This window comes from Salmonella sp. SAL04214 (genome assembly GCF_046550615.1).
Classification (GTDB): Bacteria; Pseudomonadota; Gammaproteobacteria; order Enterobacterales; family Enterobacteriaceae; genus Salmonella; species Salmonella enterica.
The window spans coordinates 131,902-148,281 of the sequence record NZ_JBGDXT010000012.1; the positions used below are offsets into that span (position 1 = coordinate 131,902).

15 protein-coding genes are annotated in these 16,380 nt (G+C 53.2%); 8 read left to right on the forward strand and 7 right to left on the reverse strand.

From position 1 onward, the window contains the following. The 3 genes from ppk1 to purM all read right to left on the reverse strand — a co-directional run bounded on the left by ppk1 (position 1) and on the right by purM (position 3,931). A complete protein-coding gene (gene ppk1, locus ACLJQD_RS19085; RefSeq protein ID WP_000529555.1) occupies positions 1-2,067 on the reverse strand; it encodes a polyphosphate kinase 1 in 2,067 nt (688 codons plus the stop codon). 188 nt (positions 2,068-2,255) lie between these two features. Then, positions 2,256-2,894: a phosphoribosylglycinamide formyltransferase gene (gene purN, locus ACLJQD_RS19090; protein ID WP_001028589.1), complete on the reverse strand. Its 639-nt coding sequence runs from the start codon at positions 2,892-2,894 to the stop codon at positions 2,256-2,258. Then, positions 2,894-3,931: a phosphoribosylformylglycinamidine cyclo-ligase gene (purM, locus tag ACLJQD_RS19095; RefSeq protein WP_023242682.1), complete on the reverse strand. Its 1,038-nt coding sequence runs from the start codon at positions 3,929-3,931 to the stop codon at positions 2,894-2,896. Before purM ends, purN begins: the two co-directional genes overlap by 1 nt. Before the next feature lie 413 nt (positions 3,932-4,344). On the opposite strand from purM, the gene upp reads away from it, so the two are divergent. The 3 genes from upp (at position 4,345) to ACLJQD_RS19110 (ending at position 7,144) form a co-directional block, all read left to right on the forward strand. Next, the gene (upp, locus tag ACLJQD_RS19100; protein ID WP_000706208.1) at positions 4,345-4,971 is read left to right on the forward strand and encodes a uracil phosphoribosyltransferase; all 627 of its coding nucleotides are present in this window, start codon (positions 4,345-4,347) and stop codon (positions 4,969-4,971) included. 87 nt (positions 4,972-5,058) lie between these two features. After that, positions 5,059-6,348 carry a uracil permease gene (uraA, locus tag ACLJQD_RS19105; protein WP_000198343.1) on the forward strand — a complete coding sequence of 430 codons (1,290 nt, stop codon included), beginning with the start codon at positions 5,059-5,061 and terminating at the stop codon, positions 6,346-6,348. Between the two features lie 94 nt (positions 6,349-6,442). Beyond that, the gene (locus ACLJQD_RS19110) at positions 6,443-7,144 is read left to right on the forward strand and encodes a DnaA inactivator Hda (RefSeq protein WP_061835882.1); all 702 of its coding nucleotides are present in this window, start codon (positions 6,443-6,445) and stop codon (positions 7,142-7,144) included. 26 nt (positions 7,145-7,170) lie between these two features. Here the strand turns inward: ACLJQD_RS19110 and arsC are convergent, their stop codons facing one another. Both arsC and bepA read right to left on the reverse strand, forming a co-directional pair. Beyond that, complete coding sequence (arsC, locus tag ACLJQD_RS19115; RefSeq protein ID WP_017441383.1) at positions 7,171-7,530, reverse strand: arsenate reductase (glutaredoxin); 360 nt, start codon at positions 7,528-7,530, stop codon at positions 7,171-7,173. 39 nt (positions 7,531-7,569) lie between these two features. After that, positions 7,570-9,033, reverse strand: a complete 1,464-nt coding sequence (gene bepA / locus ACLJQD_RS19120) for a beta-barrel assembly-enhancing protease (RefSeq protein ID WP_000489630.1) — start codon at positions 9,031-9,033, stop codon at positions 7,570-7,572. A 207-nt stretch (positions 9,034-9,240) separates the two neighbouring features. On the opposite strand from bepA, the gene ACLJQD_RS19125 reads away from it, so the two are divergent. From ACLJQD_RS19125 to ACLJQD_RS19140, 4 genes are all read left to right on the forward strand, one after another. Continuing rightward, entirely contained in the window at positions 9,241-10,308 is a 1,068-nt protein-coding gene (locus tag ACLJQD_RS19125; RefSeq protein ID WP_000892056.1) for an AI-2E family transporter, read from the forward strand. A 276-nt stretch (positions 10,309-10,584) separates the two neighbouring features. Further along, positions 10,585-11,772, forward strand: coding sequence for a sugar diacid recognition domain-containing protein (locus ACLJQD_RS19130; RefSeq protein WP_023242680.1), 1,188 nt, complete (start codon positions 10,585-10,587; stop codon positions 11,770-11,772). A gap of 67 nt (positions 11,773-11,839) precedes the next feature. Further along, a complete protein-coding gene (locus ACLJQD_RS19135; RefSeq protein ID WP_017441385.1) occupies positions 11,840-13,108 on the forward strand; it encodes a GntP family permease in 1,269 nt (422 codons plus the stop codon). 5 nt (positions 13,109-13,113) lie between these two features. Then, the gene (locus tag ACLJQD_RS19140) at positions 13,114-14,253 is read left to right on the forward strand and encodes a glycerate kinase (protein ID WP_000706377.1); all 1,140 of its coding nucleotides are present in this window, start codon (positions 13,114-13,116) and stop codon (positions 14,251-14,253) included. Between the two features lie 46 nt (positions 14,254-14,299). Here the strand turns inward: ACLJQD_RS19140 and bcp are convergent, their stop codons facing one another. Next, positions 14,300-14,770 (reverse strand): thioredoxin-dependent thiol peroxidase, encoded by a 471-nt coding sequence (gene bcp / locus ACLJQD_RS19145; protein WP_001068686.1) that lies wholly within the window; start codon positions 14,768-14,770, stop codon positions 14,300-14,302. Further along, positions 14,770-15,342: a glycine cleavage system transcriptional repressor gene (locus ACLJQD_RS19150; RefSeq protein ID WP_000189061.1), complete on the reverse strand. Its 573-nt coding sequence runs from the start codon at positions 15,340-15,342 to the stop codon at positions 14,770-14,772. Before ACLJQD_RS19150 ends, bcp begins: the two co-directional genes overlap by 1 nt. A gap of 145 nt (positions 15,343-15,487) precedes the next feature. On the opposite strand from ACLJQD_RS19150, the gene dapA reads away from it, so the two are divergent. Next, positions 15,488-16,366 (forward strand): 4-hydroxy-tetrahydrodipicolinate synthase, encoded by an 879-nt coding sequence (gene dapA, locus ACLJQD_RS19155; protein ID WP_000494020.1) that lies wholly within the window; start codon positions 15,488-15,490, stop codon positions 16,364-16,366. The last annotated feature ends 14 nt before the right edge of the window (positions 16,367-16,380 follow it).

The window sequence follows — 16,380 nt, forward strand, 5'->3', positions numbered from 1 at the left end:
TTAGTCTGGTTGCTCGAGTGATTTGATGTAGTCATAAATTGCCAGCTGCGCCTGGACTTTACGGCGATTGCCGCGCGGTACGTAGCGGTTGCTGAGTTCTTTATCGATAAAACGCGCTTTTACCGTGTCGCTAAACAGAATGTCAATGATATCCAGGACGCGTTGTTTAAGCCGCGGGTCGAGGATAGGCGTAGCGACTTCGATACGGTAGTCAATATTACGCGTCATCCAGTCAGCTGAAGAGAGCCAAACTTGCTTATCACCGCCGTTTTCGAAAATATAAACCCGATCGTGTTCCAGATAGCGATCCACGATGCTAATCGCGCGAATATTATCGCTAATGCCTTCCAGCTGCGGAATAAGAGAGCACATACCGCGCACCAGCAGATTGACCTGGACGCCCGAACCCGACGCGGCGTATAGCCTGTCGACCAACCCTTTATCGACCAGGTTGTTAAGCTTTAAGGTAATCCCTGACGGTAAGCCTTGCTGGGCATTGGCGATTTCACGATCGATCATCTCATACAGCAGACGCCGTGAGTTTTGTGGAGAAACCATCAAATAATCGAAAGTGACCGGGCGATAGGGGTTTTCAATAAAATTAAAGACCCGACGCACTTCATTGGTAATGCGCGCATCGGCGGTCAGCAGCGAATAATCGGTATACAGCCGCGCCGTTTTTTCGTTGAAGTTACCGGTGCCGATATGCGCATAACGCACCACGTCATCGCCCTCTTTTCGTGAGATGAGAAAGAGTTTGGCGTGAATTTTCAGCCCGGGCGCAGAGAAAATAACATGGACGCCCGCTTCGGTTAACCGCTTGGCCCAGTGAATATTTGCCTCTTCATCGAAGCGCGCCTGCAACTCCACCACCACGGTGACTTTTTTGCCGTTATGGGCGGCATGGATCATCGAGTCAATAATGCGCGAGTCTTTCGCTACGCGATAAATATTGATTTTGATCGCCAGCACGCTTGGGTCAAACGACGCCTGACGCAGCAGTTCCAGCACATGTTCAAAGGTGTGATAAGGATAATAGAGCAGCACATCACGTTCGCGAATCGCGTCGAAACCGTTACGAAACTTCTCTTTATCAAACCAAAGATGGCGTAACCGCGGTAACGGTTTATTGACCAGGTTGGCTTTACCGACATTCGGAAAATTAATAAAGTCTTTAAAATTGTGGTAGCGCCCGCCGGGTACGATTGAGTCATACCGGGAGATCGTCAGTTTTTCCCGCAGTACGTCGACCAGCGCGGCGGGCATATCGCGTTGATAGACAAAGCGCACAGGTTCAGCGGTCAGGCGCTGCTTCAGGCTGGAAGACATCAGCTCCATCAGACTGGATTCCATCTCATGCACCAGGTCATATTCGGCATCGCGGGTCATTTTCATCGAATAGGCATTAAGCGCGTCATAGTCGAAGAACCCTTTAAAAATGTCATCCAGGCAGTAGCGCAGAATATTATCCAAGAGGATCATCGGTTTGCGTCTGCGCGGTGTCTCCGGCGGCAGATTAACGAAGCGTGGGACTTTGTCGGACGGTATCTCCAGCAGCGCATAGTTGATGGTGTCGCCGCGGATAATCTCCACCGCCAGATAGGTGTAATCATCTTTTAAAAACTGAACAAGATCCGTCTCCCGGTTAATGAGAATCGGGGTTATATGCTGGCGCAAATAGTGCTTAAAATAGTGGCGCAACCAGCTTTGTTGGTTCACCGAGAGCTGACGCTCGTTGATCAGAAAGATTTGATTACGCGCCATTTCCAGCAGTAATTCGTTGTACAGGCCGTCGAACTCCTGGTCTGCTTTCAACACGCGGGACTGAATTTTGCCTAACAAATGGCGTGAATGAGAATTTGAACCCTGTTCTTCGCTGATAATAATGCGTCGTTTCAGTTCAGCGAAACGCACTTTGTAGAACTCGTCGAGGTTATTAGAATAGATTCCCAGGAACCGCATCCGCTCAATCAACGGGTTGGATTTGTCCGCCGCTTCCTGTAACACGCGTTCGTTAAATGCTAACCAGCTTAGTTCTTTCTCGATATATAGCTTTTCCTGACCCATTACTACCTATACTCCGTTTTATTCACGGGACACTGCCTGATGATTATGGCGAGCATTACGCGTTAATGTCCAACTGCGCCAGAAAAATATGACAATAAACTGATAGCATAAAGGAAGGGAAAAGAGTAGGCCGGATAGGCATTTATGCCGCCATCCGGCAAGCAGACGCAGTCCTGTCCGATGACGTATTATTCGTCAGACGCATAACCTTGCGGCGGCAGACGACGCCCGTCCAGCCAGGCGGCGTTATCGCGCATCTTTAGACGCCCCTGCGCAAACCAGCTAATCACCAGCGGATAAATCGCATGTTCCTGAGTCTGTACGCGTGCGGTGATATCATCTTCGCTGTCGTCGGCAAAAACCGGCACCTTCGCCTGGAGAATGACCGGGCCGCCGTCGAGTTCGTCTGTCACGAAATGCACTGAGGTACCGTGCTCCTCGTCGCCGTTTTCCAGCGCCTGGCGATGGGTATGCAACCCCGGATATTTTGGCAGCAGGGAAGGGTGAATGTTCAGCAGACGCCCGTAGTAATGCGCGACAAACATCGGACTCAGAATACGCATAAAACCGGCCAGCACGACCACATCGGGCGCATACGCGTCTATCTTGCGAATCAACTCGCGATCGAAGGCGTCGCGGCTGTCAAACCGATCGGCAGTCAACGCTTGCGCCGGAATGCCGGCTTCTCTGGCGCGTTCAAGGCCGAACGCGTCGGCCTTATTGCTGAATACTGCCCTGAGGGTGCCTTTAATTTTCTTCGCTTCGCAGGCATCGATAATCGCCTGTAAATTGCTTCCATTGCCGGAAATCAGCACCACAATATTCATTATTCAATAACCACACGCTGTTCGGAATCAGAGGCTTTGATGATACCGATTTTCCATGCGTTTTCACCTTCCTCGTTTAGCAGAGCAAGCGCTTTGTCCGCTTCCGGAGCGGAGAGCGCAATCACCATGCCGACGCCGCAGTTAAAGGTACGGTACATTTCATGTCGGCTGACATTACCGGCGGTTTGCAGCCAGGTAAAGATGGCGGGCCACTGCCATGACGACTCATTAATTACCGCCTGGGTATTCTCCGGCAGAACGCGCGGAATATTTTCCCAAAAGCCGCCGCCGGTGAGGTGGGCGATAGCGTGTACATCGATGTTTTCAATCAGTTCCAGAACCGATTTTACGTAGATACGGGTCGGTTCAAGCAGATGATCGGCCAGCGGCTTCCCTTCCAGCAGAGTGGTTTGTGGGTCGCAGCCGCTAACGTCAATAATTTTCCGCACCAGCGAATATCCATTCGAGTGCGGGCCGCTGGAGCCGAGCGCAATCAGCACGTCGCCTTCGGCAACCCGGGAGCCGTCGATGATTTCTGATTTTTCGACTACGCCGACGCAGAAACCCGCCACATCGTAATCTTCGCCGTGATACATGCCCGGCATTTCCGCCGTCTCGCCGCCGACCAGCGCGCAGCCGGATTGCAGGCAGCCTTCGGCAATACCGTTGATCACGCTGGCGGCGGTATCGACATCCAGTTTACCCGTGGCATAGTAATCGAGGAAAAACAGCGGTTCCGCGCCCTGAACGACCAGATCGTTTACGCACATCGCCACCAGATCAATACCGATAGCGTCGTGGCGCTTTAAGTCCATCGCCAGGCGAAGTTTGGTGCCTACGCCGTCAGTGCCGGAAACCAGTACCGGTTCACGATATTTTTGCGGCAACGCGCACAGCGCACCGAAACCGCCCAGACCGCCCATAACCTCCGGGCGGCGAGTTTTCTTCACTACGCCTTTGATTCGATCAACCAGAGCGTTACCCGCATCAATATCGACGCCGGCATCTTTATAGCTAAGAGAGGTCTTATCGGTCACTGCCTGGTTCCCCACGTTTTTTCTTGCGGTAAAAGTTAAATTCGGCGCAATTCTAACAGGGAAAGCAAACGTTTGCGAGCGTGGTCTGCGCCCTGGATATCCGGACGATTTTTTTGGCATGGTTTCGGTCGCTGCTTGAAAATTTCTCTGTTGGTAAAAAAGAAAAGGATATCCAGCACTTGGTTTACGACAGGCGGTCGGGACAGGTCATTCATCCTTAAAATTGCTAAGATTCAAACGGTTGTTAGCCTTTATCGCCTGTTTCAACGTGAGTGATTTATACTCACTTTTCCACTATCAGCGCTTTTGGTTGATCCAGGTCAAGCATACATTGTGTTGCGCCAGAGAGGAAAAGCGGTATAATCCGGCGATTTTTTTTGTGGTTGCCAGTCATCTGAGGATAGGAGAAGAGTATGAAGATCGTGGAAGTCAAACACCCACTCGTCAAACACAAGCTGGGTCTGATGCGTGAAAACGACATTAGCACTAAACGCTTTCGTGAACTCGCCTCAGAAGTAGGCAGCCTGCTGACGTATGAAGCGACAGCCGACCTGGAAACGGAAAAAGTCACCATCGAAGGCTGGAATGGCCCGGTGGAAATCGACCAGATCAAAGGTAAAAAAATTACCGTTGTGCCGATTCTGCGCGCGGGTCTGGGCATGATGGAAGGCGTTCTGGAAAATGTACCGAGCGCGCGTATCAGCGTAGTCGGGATGTACCGTAACGAAGAGACGCTTGAGCCAGTACCTTATTTCCAGAAACTGGTATCGAACATTGATGAGCGCATGGCGCTGATCGTCGACCCGATGCTGGCGACCGGCGGTTCTGTCATCGCGACCATCGACCTGCTGAAAAAAGCAGGCTGTAGCAGCATTAAGGTGCTGGTGCTGGTCGCCGCGCCGGAAGGCATTGCGGCGCTGGAAAAAGCGCACCCGGACGTTGAACTGTACACCGCCTCTATCGATCAGGGGCTTAACGAGCACGGATACATTATTCCGGGGCTTGGCGATGCCGGCGATAAGATTTTTGGTACCAAATAAGTGAATAAATAATTAAAAGCCGACTTTAAGAGTCGGCTTTTTTTTGAATAAAACAACTCATAACAAACACACTTAGAGGAAAACACTATGACGCGCCGTGCTATCGGGGTGAGTGAAAGACCGCCGCTTTTACAGACAATCCCGCTTAGTTTACAGCACCTTTTCGCCATGTTTGGCGCGACCGTGCTGGTGCCAGTTCTGTTTCATATCAACCCCGCGACGGTGCTGCTGTTTAACGGTATCGGAACGCTGCTGTATCTCTTTATCTGCAAAGGTAAAATTCCGGCCTACCTCGGATCGAGCTTTGCCTTTATTTCCCCGGTACTACTGCTGTTGCCGCTGGGTTATGAAGTGGCGCTGGGCGGTTTTATTATGTGCGGCGTGCTGTTCTGTCTGGTCTCTTTCATCGTTAAAAAAGCGGGCACCGGCTGGCTGGATGTGATGTTCCCGCCTGCGGCAATGGGCGCAATCGTTGCCGTCATCGGTCTGGAGCTGGCTGGCGTCGCGGCGGGGATGGCCGGATTGCTGCCTGCGCAAGGGCAGTCGCCGGACACGAAAACAATTATCATCTCCATGGTCACGCTGGCGGTGACGGTGTTCGGCTCCGTACTGTTTCGCGGTTTCCTGGCGATCATTCCGATTTTAATCGGCGTGCTGGCGGGCTATGCGCTGTCATTCGCGCTGGGAGTGGTCGATACCACGCCGATTGCCCAGGCGCACTGGTTTGCGCTACCGACTTTCTATACGCCGCGTTTTGAATGGTTCGCGATCCTGACGATTCTGCCCGCAGCGTTGGTCGTGATCGCCGAGCATGTCGGTCATCTGGTGGTGACGGCGAATATCGTCAAAAAAGATTTAGTGCGCGATCCCGGTTTGCACCGCTCGATGTTCGCTAACGGACTATCGACGATCGTTTCCGGTTTCTTCGGCTCCACGCCGAATACCACCTATGGGGAAAATATTGGCGTCATGGCGATCACCCGCGTTTACAGTACCTGGGTTATCGGCGGCGCGGCGATTTTCGCCATTCTGCTTTCCTGCGTCGGCAAACTGGCGGCGGCGATTCAGATTATCCCGTTACCCGTGATGGGCGGCGTCTCGCTGCTGTTGTACGGCGTTATCGGCGCGTCGGGGATTCGCGTATTGATCGAATCGAAAGTCGACTACAACAAAGCGCAAAACCTGATCCTCACCTCGGTGATTTTGATCATCGGCGTGAGCGGCGCGAAAGTGCATATCGGCGCGGCAGAATTGAAAGGGATGGCGCTGGCGACCATCGTCGGGATTTGCCTGAGCCTGATTTTTAAACTGATTAGCCTGTTGCGTCCGGAAGAAGTGGTACTGGAGGCAAATGATGCGGAGCCCCCGCATCAGTAACGGGTTGCCGGGCAGCGATGCTGCCCGGTTCTATCTCACGGGAATTATGTGGTAAACTCAGCGCGATTTTATGTCATCCTGGGTTGAGGTATTTCTGAACACACCGGCACAGCTCTCTTTGCCACTTTATCTTCCTGACGACGAAACTTTCGCAAGTTTCTGGCCGGGGGATAACGCCTCTCTACTGGCCGCGTTACAAAACGTGTTGCGCCAGGAACATAGTGGATATATCTACCTTTGGGCGCGTGAAGGCGCGGGCCGCAGCCATTTGCTGCACGCCGCCTGCGCTGAACTGTCGCAGCGTGGAGATGCGGTAGGCTACGTCCCGCTCGATAAACGCACCTGGTTCGTGCCAGAAGTGCTCGACGGTATGGAACACCTCTCGCTGGTGTGTATTGATAACATTGAGTGTGTCGCTGGCGATGAACTGTGGGAGATGGCGATCTTTGATCTCTATAACCGCATTCTGGAGTCCGGTAAGACGCGGTTATTGATCACCGGCGATCGTCCGCCAAGACAGTTAAATCTGGGCTTGCCCGATCTCGCTTCCCGTCTGGACTGGGGGCAAATCTATAAACTCCAGCCTCTTTCCGATGAAGACAAACTTCAGGCGCTACAGTTGCGCGCCCGGTTACGGGGGTTTGAACTGCCGGAAGATGTCGGGCGGTTTTTACTCAAACGTCTTGATCGCGAAATGCGCACGCTGTTTATGACGCTGGATCAGCTCGATCATGCGTCGATCACTGCCCAGCGAAAACTGACGATCCCGTTTGTCAAAGAGATCCTGAAACTGTAATACGCCGCGACGGCGGCGTTCAACGGTTAACCGAGGATGTCCAGCACCTGCTCAGGCGGTCGGCCAATGCGCGCCTGACCATTTGCCACCACAATGGGGCGCTCCATCAGTTTAGGGTATTCAACCAGCGCCTGGATTAACGCCTCTTCACTTAGCTGGCTATCCGCCAGGTGAAGCGTTTTATAGAGATCTTCTTTCTGGCGCATCAGTTCGCGCGCGCTGGACATGCCCAACATACGCAGCAGTTCACGCACGGTGGCGGCATCGGCGGGCGTATCCAGATAAAGCACCACTTCCGGTTCCACGCCGTTAGATTTCAGCAGGTTCAGCGTGTCGCGGCTCTTCGAGCAGCGCGGGTTATGGTAGATTTTAATCGTGTCGGTCATGAGTTCTCCTTGTGACGCCATCCGGCTAATAAACGGCGATTACATTTTCGTGTATGGCTTGAAGCGTTCCTGTAACTGGCGCAACTGGTCGATACGCGCATCGTAACGCGCCTGTTGCTGACTACCCAGTTTTGCCTGGGCGCTGGCGCTGCTGAGCAGTGAAATTGCCTGATCCAGTCGTCCCGCCAGCGCATAACTTTCAGCGCGCGCCGCCAGTTCCTGATCGCGGTTGTTCAGCGCGGCTTCGGCCTGAGCAAGCAGATCCCAGCCGTTACCGTCATCTTTATGGCTAAAGGTGTAGCGATTCAGAATGGTTTCCGCCGCTTTCGGCTGGCCTCCCTGGAGGTACGCATTGGCGAGGTTTAACTGCAGCACAGGATTAACGCGCAGATCGCGTGCATTTTTCAGGCGATTAATCGCGTCGTTGGCTCTTTTCTGCCCGAGGTCAATATCGGTGGCGAGGTCAAGATACCAGGCATTGTTCGGTTCCGCGCTTAATAGCGGCTGCAACGTTTTGCGCGCTTCATCGTACTTGCTCGCTTCCATCGCCTGCAACGCCCGGCCATATTGCGCCGCATGTTGCTGACGCACGTTGCCTTTAGACCACTGATCCAGCAGGTCGCTGGTGAGCTGGTTACGTCCGGAATTGTACATTCCCAGGGCGCGCGCTTTGGCGAAATAGAAGTCGGCGGAAGATTGCACCACGACCGGGCGCATCTGGTTGGCACGGTTGCGGGCATCCGCAAGGCGGCTTTCCGGTAAGGGGTGAGTGAGCAAAATTTCAGGCGGACGCGTGGAGTAACGCGCCTGGTCGAGCAGTTTTTCGAGGAAAGAGGGCATCGCCTGTGGGTCAAATCCGGCGCGTTGCAGTACCTGAATACCAATACGGTCGGCTTCTTGCTCATTTTGCTGGGTGAAACTTATCATTCCCTGGCGCGTTCCCGCCAGAGTACCGGTTAGCGCCGCCATACCGGCCTGTGGGCTGGCCATGGCCAGCAAAATGGAACCCAGCGCGCCCACCCAGGTAAGCGGCGCGCTGCGCTTTTGATCTTCCATCGCGCGCGCCAGGTGGCGCTGCGTCACGTGGGAGATTTCATGCGCCATGACTGAAGCTAGCTGGCTTTCGTTATCCGCGTAGCGAAAAAGCGCCGAGTGCAGCACCACATTGCCGCCAAAGAACGCGAACGCGTTGATTTCGTCATTATTGATCAAGAAAAAATGGAAGGGCGTTTTGACGGAGTCGGCGTGCGAGACCAGACGCATACCCAGCGCGTTAATGTATTGCACCAGCAGCGGATCGTTGATTAACGGCGCGCTGCCGCGTAGCTGGCGCACATAAAAGTCGCCCATTTGCATCTCTTGTCCGATAGAAAGCGTGCTTCCTGCCGAGGTTCCCATATCGGGCAGCGTGTCGGCAGGGTCGGCAAATGCGGGCGCGACCTGACCGAGAGCCAATGCTGCAATGAGGGTTGCCACCAGGTTTTTTTTCAACTGCCTGAACATAACCTCTATCCTGTTGTTTTGAGATAGCCCTTTGACCAACGTCGTGAAATATCGTTCCACGCTCCGACACTTCATAAGTGTAACTGTGATGAGCACAGACTCACTATTTTAGTTTCCTGAATCAACGATAAAAAGCGAAGTCTTTTTTGTGACATTTCGATACAATTCGGCATCACAATCCCGCAGTTGAGTTCTGGGAAGGGTTTTATGCTCGAAATGTTAATGCAATGGTATCGCCGTCGCTTCAGCGACCCGGAGGCGATTGCCTTGCTGGTCATTCTGGTGGCTGGTTTTAGCATCCTCTTTTTCTTTAGCGGCCTGTTAGCGCCGCTGCTGGTCGCTATCGTACTGGCCTACCTGCTGGAGTGGCCGACGGCGCGCCTGCAGGCGATTGGCTGTTCCCGGCGCTGGGCAGCCTCCATTGTCCTTATCCTCTTTGTCGGCATTCTGTTATTAATGGCGTTTGTGGTGATGCCGATTGCCTGGCAGCAGGGTATTTACCTGATTCGTGATATGCCCGGTATGCTGAATAAACTGTCCGATTTTGCCGCGACCTTGCCGCGACGCTATCCGGCGCTGATGGATGCGGGCATTATTGATGCGATGGCGGAAAACATGCGTACCCGGATGCTTAACATGGGCGATTCGGTGGTGAAGTATTCGCTGGCTTCGTTAGTCGGGCTACTGACGCTGGCGGTATATTTGGTGCTGGTGCCGCTGATGGTCTTTTTCCTGGTAAAAGATAAAGAGCAGATGCTGAATGCCGTGCGACGCGTGCTGCCGCGTAATCGCGGGCTGGCGGGGCAGGTGTGGAATGAGATGAATCAGCAGATCACCAACTATATCCGCGGAAAAGTGCTGGAGATGGTAGTGGTGGGCGTGGCGACCTGGCTGGGCTTTTTGCTGTTTGGCCTCAACTATTCGCTACTGTTGGCGGTACTGGTGGGCTTTTCGGTCCTGATCCCCTATATCGGCGCCTTTGTGGTGACAATTCCGGTGGTGGGCGTCGCGCTGTTTCAGTTTGGTCTGGGGACGGAATTCTGGAGCTGTTTTGCCGTTTATCTGATTATTCAGGCGCTGGATGGCAATCTGCTGGTACCGGTACTTTTCTCCGAAGCGGTGAATTTGCATCCGCTGGTGATTATTCTGTCAGTGGTGATTTTCGGCGGTCTGTGGGGTTTCTGGGGAGTGTTTTTCGCCATTCCATTGGCGACGCTGATTAAAGCCGTTGTCCATGCCTGGCCGGATGGTCAGGTGACAGATGCCTCATCCTGAGCGGTCTGTACAAAAGTTGTAAAGCGTGAACGACATCATAGTGCCCTGCCGCCATTTTGCGCACGCCTGATGAGGGACAAGCGCTTAGAAAGCCGCTCTTTTTTTTAATGCCGCACCGTGTTGCGGCATTTTTATTGTCGGAACCTACAAAATTCTCGCTGTAAAGCCGCCAAAATTTGGTGACTTAGCCTAAGCATTCTTCTGAGAAATTCGTTAATAAGTGACATCATTGATGCGAGATTGTTTTTTTAATGTGAAGCGATAACGAAACAGGGAATGAGTGTGTTGAGAAAACATTACTTGAAAGGGTATACCGCGCGGCAAATTGTACAGCGAGCCATGAAAATTATTCCTTACTCGGTAAACGTCATGGATGAACATGGCGTCATTATCGCGTCTGGCGAACCTTCGCGGCTTCGCCAGCGTCATGAAGGGGCCATTCTGGCGCTGAAGGAAAACCGTATTGTAGAAATTGATTCCGCTACCGCCAATCAGCTAAAAGGCGTGCGATCCGGCATTAATCTTCCCATCTCTTTTCATGAACAGCTTATCGGCGTGGTCGGCATTACCGGCGAGCCGGAGGAGGTTCGCGCGTATGCCGAGCTGGTTAAAATGGCGGCGGAGCTGGTAATCGAGCATATGGTGTTGATCGAACAGCGACAGTGGGATAAACGCTATCGCGAAGAGCTGATCAACCAATTGATTTTGCGGGAAAATTCAACAGAGTCGTTGCGATCCATGGCGGCCTATCTGGGTATTGATCTGGCGGTTCCCAGAGTGGTGCTGATTATTGAACTTTCCCAGCCGGATCGCGAAGCGCTACGCAATGTAATGGATTATTTCGAGAATCACGCGCGCAACCATTTGGTGACGTTTACCGAATTTAATGAATTAATCATTATTAAGCCTATCACGTTAAAAGAGGGAAAGTGGAATACCCGCCAGGAAATGGGCGAATTGCAGATTTTTAAATCATGGGCTGCATCATCGGGCTTTAGCCGTATTTTGGTTGGGGGGTATTTTGCCGGCGAGACGGGATTGCACCGATCTTTGCTCACTGCGAGAGCCACGCAGGCGATGGCGAAAAGACAAAAGCTGCGCAGCCAGTACATTTTTTATCATGACCACGCGCTTCCCGCGCTGCTAAGCGGGCTGTCTGAAAGTTGGCAAGTGCAGGAGTTATCGCGTCTGTGGCTGCAACTGGCGCAACATGACGCGAAAGGCGTATTGCAACAGACGCTGCGGACCTGGTTTGAACATAATTGTGACCTGACGCAAACAGCCAAAGCATTGCATATTCATGTGAATACATTGCGCTATCGCTTACAGCGCTGTGAGGATATTACACACGTAAAAATCAACGAGTTAAAAAGTACGCTTTGGCTTTATATCGGTATGGAGCTCCAGGCCGAATCTGTACCGTCCGACAAGTTACCGCTGCCAGGTCGAATCGAAATTTGTTGAAAGCTCCAGCGGATTTTTAGGCGGGTTTTTCCATACTGCGCGCTCCATGTTAAAGGAGGCGCAGTATATGACGTCGATATCCACCCTGGGAGCCATTGCCGCATTGGTTGTGGCCATCGTATTAATTTTAAGAAAAGTGTCGCCAGCCTACGGCATGATGGCGGGCGCGCTGGTCGGCGGTTTGATTGGCGGCGCCGATCTTCTGCAAACCGTGTCGCTGATGGTGTCAGGCGCGCAGGGCATCGTTAATGCCGTATTGCGTATTCTGGCCGCAGGCGTACTGGCGGGCGTATTAATTGAGTCCGGGGCGGCGAATACGATTGCTGAGACGATTGTCCGCAAAGTGGGGGAAACCCGGGCGTTATTGGCATTAGCCATTGCTACACTATGTCTGACCGCCGTCGGCGTATTTATTGATGTGGCGGTGATTACCGTCGCGCCGATTGCGCTGTCGATTGCGCGTAATGCAGGCCTGTCAAAAAGCGCTATTCTGCTGGCGATGGTTGGCGGCGGCAAAGCGGGTAACGTGATGTCACCCAACCCGAACGCTATTGCCGCCTCCGATGCGTTTCATGTTCCTCTTACCTCTATTATGCTGGCGGGCGTGGTTCCGGGCATCGTTGGGCTTATTATCGCCTATCTGTTAGCGAAACGGCTGAATAATAAAGGCGCGGGCGTCGCCGATCATGAAGTGACTCACCATGATGACTCCGTCGCCAGACCCGGCTTTCTGGTGGCGATTAGCGCGCCGTTGGTCGCTATTTTCCTGCTTTCTCTCCGTCCGTTTGCCGGCATTTCCATTGACCCGTTAATTGCCCTGCCCGTAGGGGGATTGGTCGGTCTGCTGTTGATGGGACGCGCGCGCCACTGTAACCAGTACATGGTCGCTGGTCTGATGCGTATGGCGCCTGTCGCTATTATGTTGCTGGGAACCGGTACGCTGGCCGGCATTATCGCTAATTCCGAACTTAAAGATGTCCTGATTCATGGCCTCACCGCTTCGGGATTGCCGTCCTGGCTGCTGGCGCCCGTGTCTGGCGCCATGATGTCAATGGTGACGGCCTCAACCACAGCGGGAACGGCGGTGGCGTCCGGCGTTTTCTCTCCCACGTTACTTGAACTTGGCGTTTCCGCCCTGGCGGGAGCCGCTATGATCCATGCGGGCGCCACGGTGCTGGACCATCTGCCGCACGGCAGCTTTTTCCACGCGACGGGCGGCAGCGTCAATATGCAAATTCATGAACGTTTAAAGCTAATGCCGTATGAAACGCTGGTGGGGTTAGCCATTACCTTTATTTCTACTCTGATGTTCGGTTTCTTTGGTTTTGCAGGATAATCCCTATGAAAATTGTTATTGCTCCTGATTCATTTAAAGAAAGTTTGTCCGCAATGGCGGTCGCTGAGGCGATAGAAAAGGGGTTCCGCGAAATTTATCCTGACGCCGACTACGTTAAAGTGCCCATGGCGGATGGCGGGGAAGGAACCGTACAATCAATGGTGGAGGCCAGCGGCGGGCGTTATGTCGACCAGTGGGTACAAGGCCCGCTTGGGCAACCGGTGGCCGCGCGCTGGGGAATGCTGGGCGATAGCGATACCGCCGTGATTGAAATGGCGGCGGCATCCGGGCTGCATCACGTTTCGCCTGAATTGCGCAACCCGCTTAATACCACCAGCTACGGCACCGGCGAGTTAATCGTCGCGGCGCTGGAGCGTGGCGTAAAGCGTATTATTCTGGGAATTGGCGGCAGCGCGACGAATGACGGCGGCGCGGGGATGATGCAGGCGCTTGGCGTTATATTGCGCGATAAACAGGGGCGCTCGCTTTCTCCGGGCGGCGAGGCGCTGGCGGCGCTGGCCTCTATCGATCTGTCCGGTTGTCACCCATTGCTGCGTAAGGTATCGATAACCGTGGCGTGCGATGTCAACAATCCGCTGTGTGGTCCCCAGGGCGCATCGGCCATTTTTGGCCCACAAAAAGGGGCGACAGCGGAAATGGTGAATACCCTGGACGCGGCGCTGGAAAACTGGGGCCGACATATTTATCAGGCTACGGGGCGTGAGGTGATTAATGCTCCCGGCGCGGGCGCGGCAGGTGGAATGGGCGCCGCGCTTTTAGGGTTGCTCAATGCGGAATTACGCGCCGGCGTAGAGATTGTCGTGGAAACGCTACAGCTTGAGCAGGCGGTTAAAGATGCCGATCTGGTGATTACCGGAGAAGGGCGGCTGGACAGCCAAAGTATTTGCGGCAAGACGCCGATTGGCGTCGCCAGAGTGGCGAAGCGGTATCATAAACCGGTTATCGCGCTCGCCGGTGGGCTGCAACACGATCATCACGTTGTGTATCAACAGGGTATCGATGCGGCGCTGTCGATTTTGTCGCATATCGTTACGTTGCCGGAAGCCTTACACGAGGCGGAATATAACCTGAGCCTGTCGGCGCGCAATGTGGCGGCGATATGGCGTCTGGCGCGGCAAGCCTGACGGCGCATTCCCTTTCCAGGCCGCACATCAGCGCGGCCTGAGGCTTTTACGCGTTTTCTTTCAGCCAGTTCAGCACCACATCATGGTGATTGCTGGTTTTAAAATCATTAAAGACGTGTTCAATCTTACCATCAGCGTCAATCAAAAAGCTGATGCGGTGAATGCCGTCATACGTTTTGCCCATAAACGACTTTTCGCCCCAGACGCCGAACTGTTCACACACCTGATGGTTTTCATCGGACAAAAGGGTAAAGTTCAGCAGCTCTTTTTCAGCGAAACGGGAGAGTTTTTCAGGTTTATCGGTGCTGATGCCCAGCACGTCCACGCCTGCTTTTTTGAGCTCGTCCATGTTATCGCGTAAGCCGCAGGCCTGCACGGTACAGCCGGGTGTCATGGCTTTTGGGTAGAAATAAACCAGAACGCGCTGTCCCTGGAAGTCGGTCAAATTTACTTGTTCCCCGTCTTGATCCGGCAAGCTAAATTTCGGTGCGATATCACCGGCTTTCAGTGGATTCATTACTTAACTCCATCCTGTTCATCATGTTGTGAGTAATTGACGACGTTTATACTGCCTTGCGCATTGAGTTCTGTACATAGTGCTTTAAAGGCTTGCTCAATATTTGCGGAATTTTGCGACGCCGGGCTATGTGCGGTGATTTGAATAAATAATTGCGCAGCTTTATCACCTTCAGCCGGCTGCGTGCGGGAGACCAGCTCCGCAATATTCATTTCATGACTATTAAACAGCGCGGTGAATCGCTCAATTAAATGCGGGGAGTCGGCGACCTCAACCTGAACCCATACCGTCGCGGGCATTGCCGGGCGGGGGCGGTCGGACGTCCGTTTCATCACAATCAGCAGATCCAGCTCCGCGCCTTTTAACGGCAATGTCGATTCAATCAAGGTAATCGCGTTCCACGTGCCGGACAACAGCATAATAAACGTGAATTCATCGCCCAGCATCGCCAGTCGGCTGTCTTCGATATTACAGCCGCAACTGCTGACATGGCGAGTAATGGTATTCACAATACCGGGCCTGTCGGCGCCCAGCGCAGTGATAACCAAATAGTGTTGTGATGACGGTGTCAAACCAGTTATTCCTTTGAGCGGTGAGGTAATCTTAAGGAAACCATAAAAAAAACCTGCATACAACAATCAGAACGGCTTTGGTCGCTTGCTTTTATTGCCATACCAAACGTACCATTGAGAGACTTGTTTGCACAGAGGATGGCCCATGTTCACGGGAAGTATTGTCGCGCTTGTTACGCCGATGGATGAGAAAGGTAACGTCAGTAGGTCTTGCCTGAAAAAACTCATTGATTATCATGTCGCCAACGGTACCTCGGCGATTGTTTCGGTTGGCACTACCGGCGAGTCTGCCACGCTAAGCCATGATGAACATGGCGATGTCGTGATGATGACGCTGGAACTGGCTGACGGACGTATTCCGGTTATCGCCGGCACGGGCGCAAACGCGACCGCGGAAGCGATTAGCCTGACGCAGCGTTTTAACGATAGCGGTATTGTAGGCTGCCTGACGGTAACGCCGTACTACAATCGCCCCACGCAGGAAGGTTTGTTCCAGCATTTCAAAGCCATCGCGGAACACACTGACTTGCCGCAAATTCTGTATAATGTGCCGTCCCGTACCGGTTGCGACATGTTGCCGGAAACCGTGGGTCGTCTGGCGGAAATAAAAAATATTATCGCTATCAAAGAGGCGACAGGGAACTTAACCCGCGTTCACCAGATCAAAGAGCTGGTTTCAGACGATTTTATTCTGCTTAGCGGCGATGACGCGTCTGCGCTGGACTTTATGCAACTGGGTGGTCATGGCGTGATTTCCGTTACGGCTAACGTAGCGGCGCGCGAGATGGCTGACATGTGCAAACTGGCGGCGGAAGGGCAATTTGCCGAGGCGCGCGCTATCAACCAGCGTCTGATGCCGTTACACAACAAACTATTTGTCGAACCCAATCCTATCCCGGTGAAATGGGCATGTAAGGCATTGGGTCTTGTGGCGACCGACACGCTGCGCCTGCCAATGACGCCTATCACGGACCATGGTCGTGACATCGTCAAAGCAGCGCTTCAGCATGCTGGCCTGCTGTAAAGTTTAGGGAGATT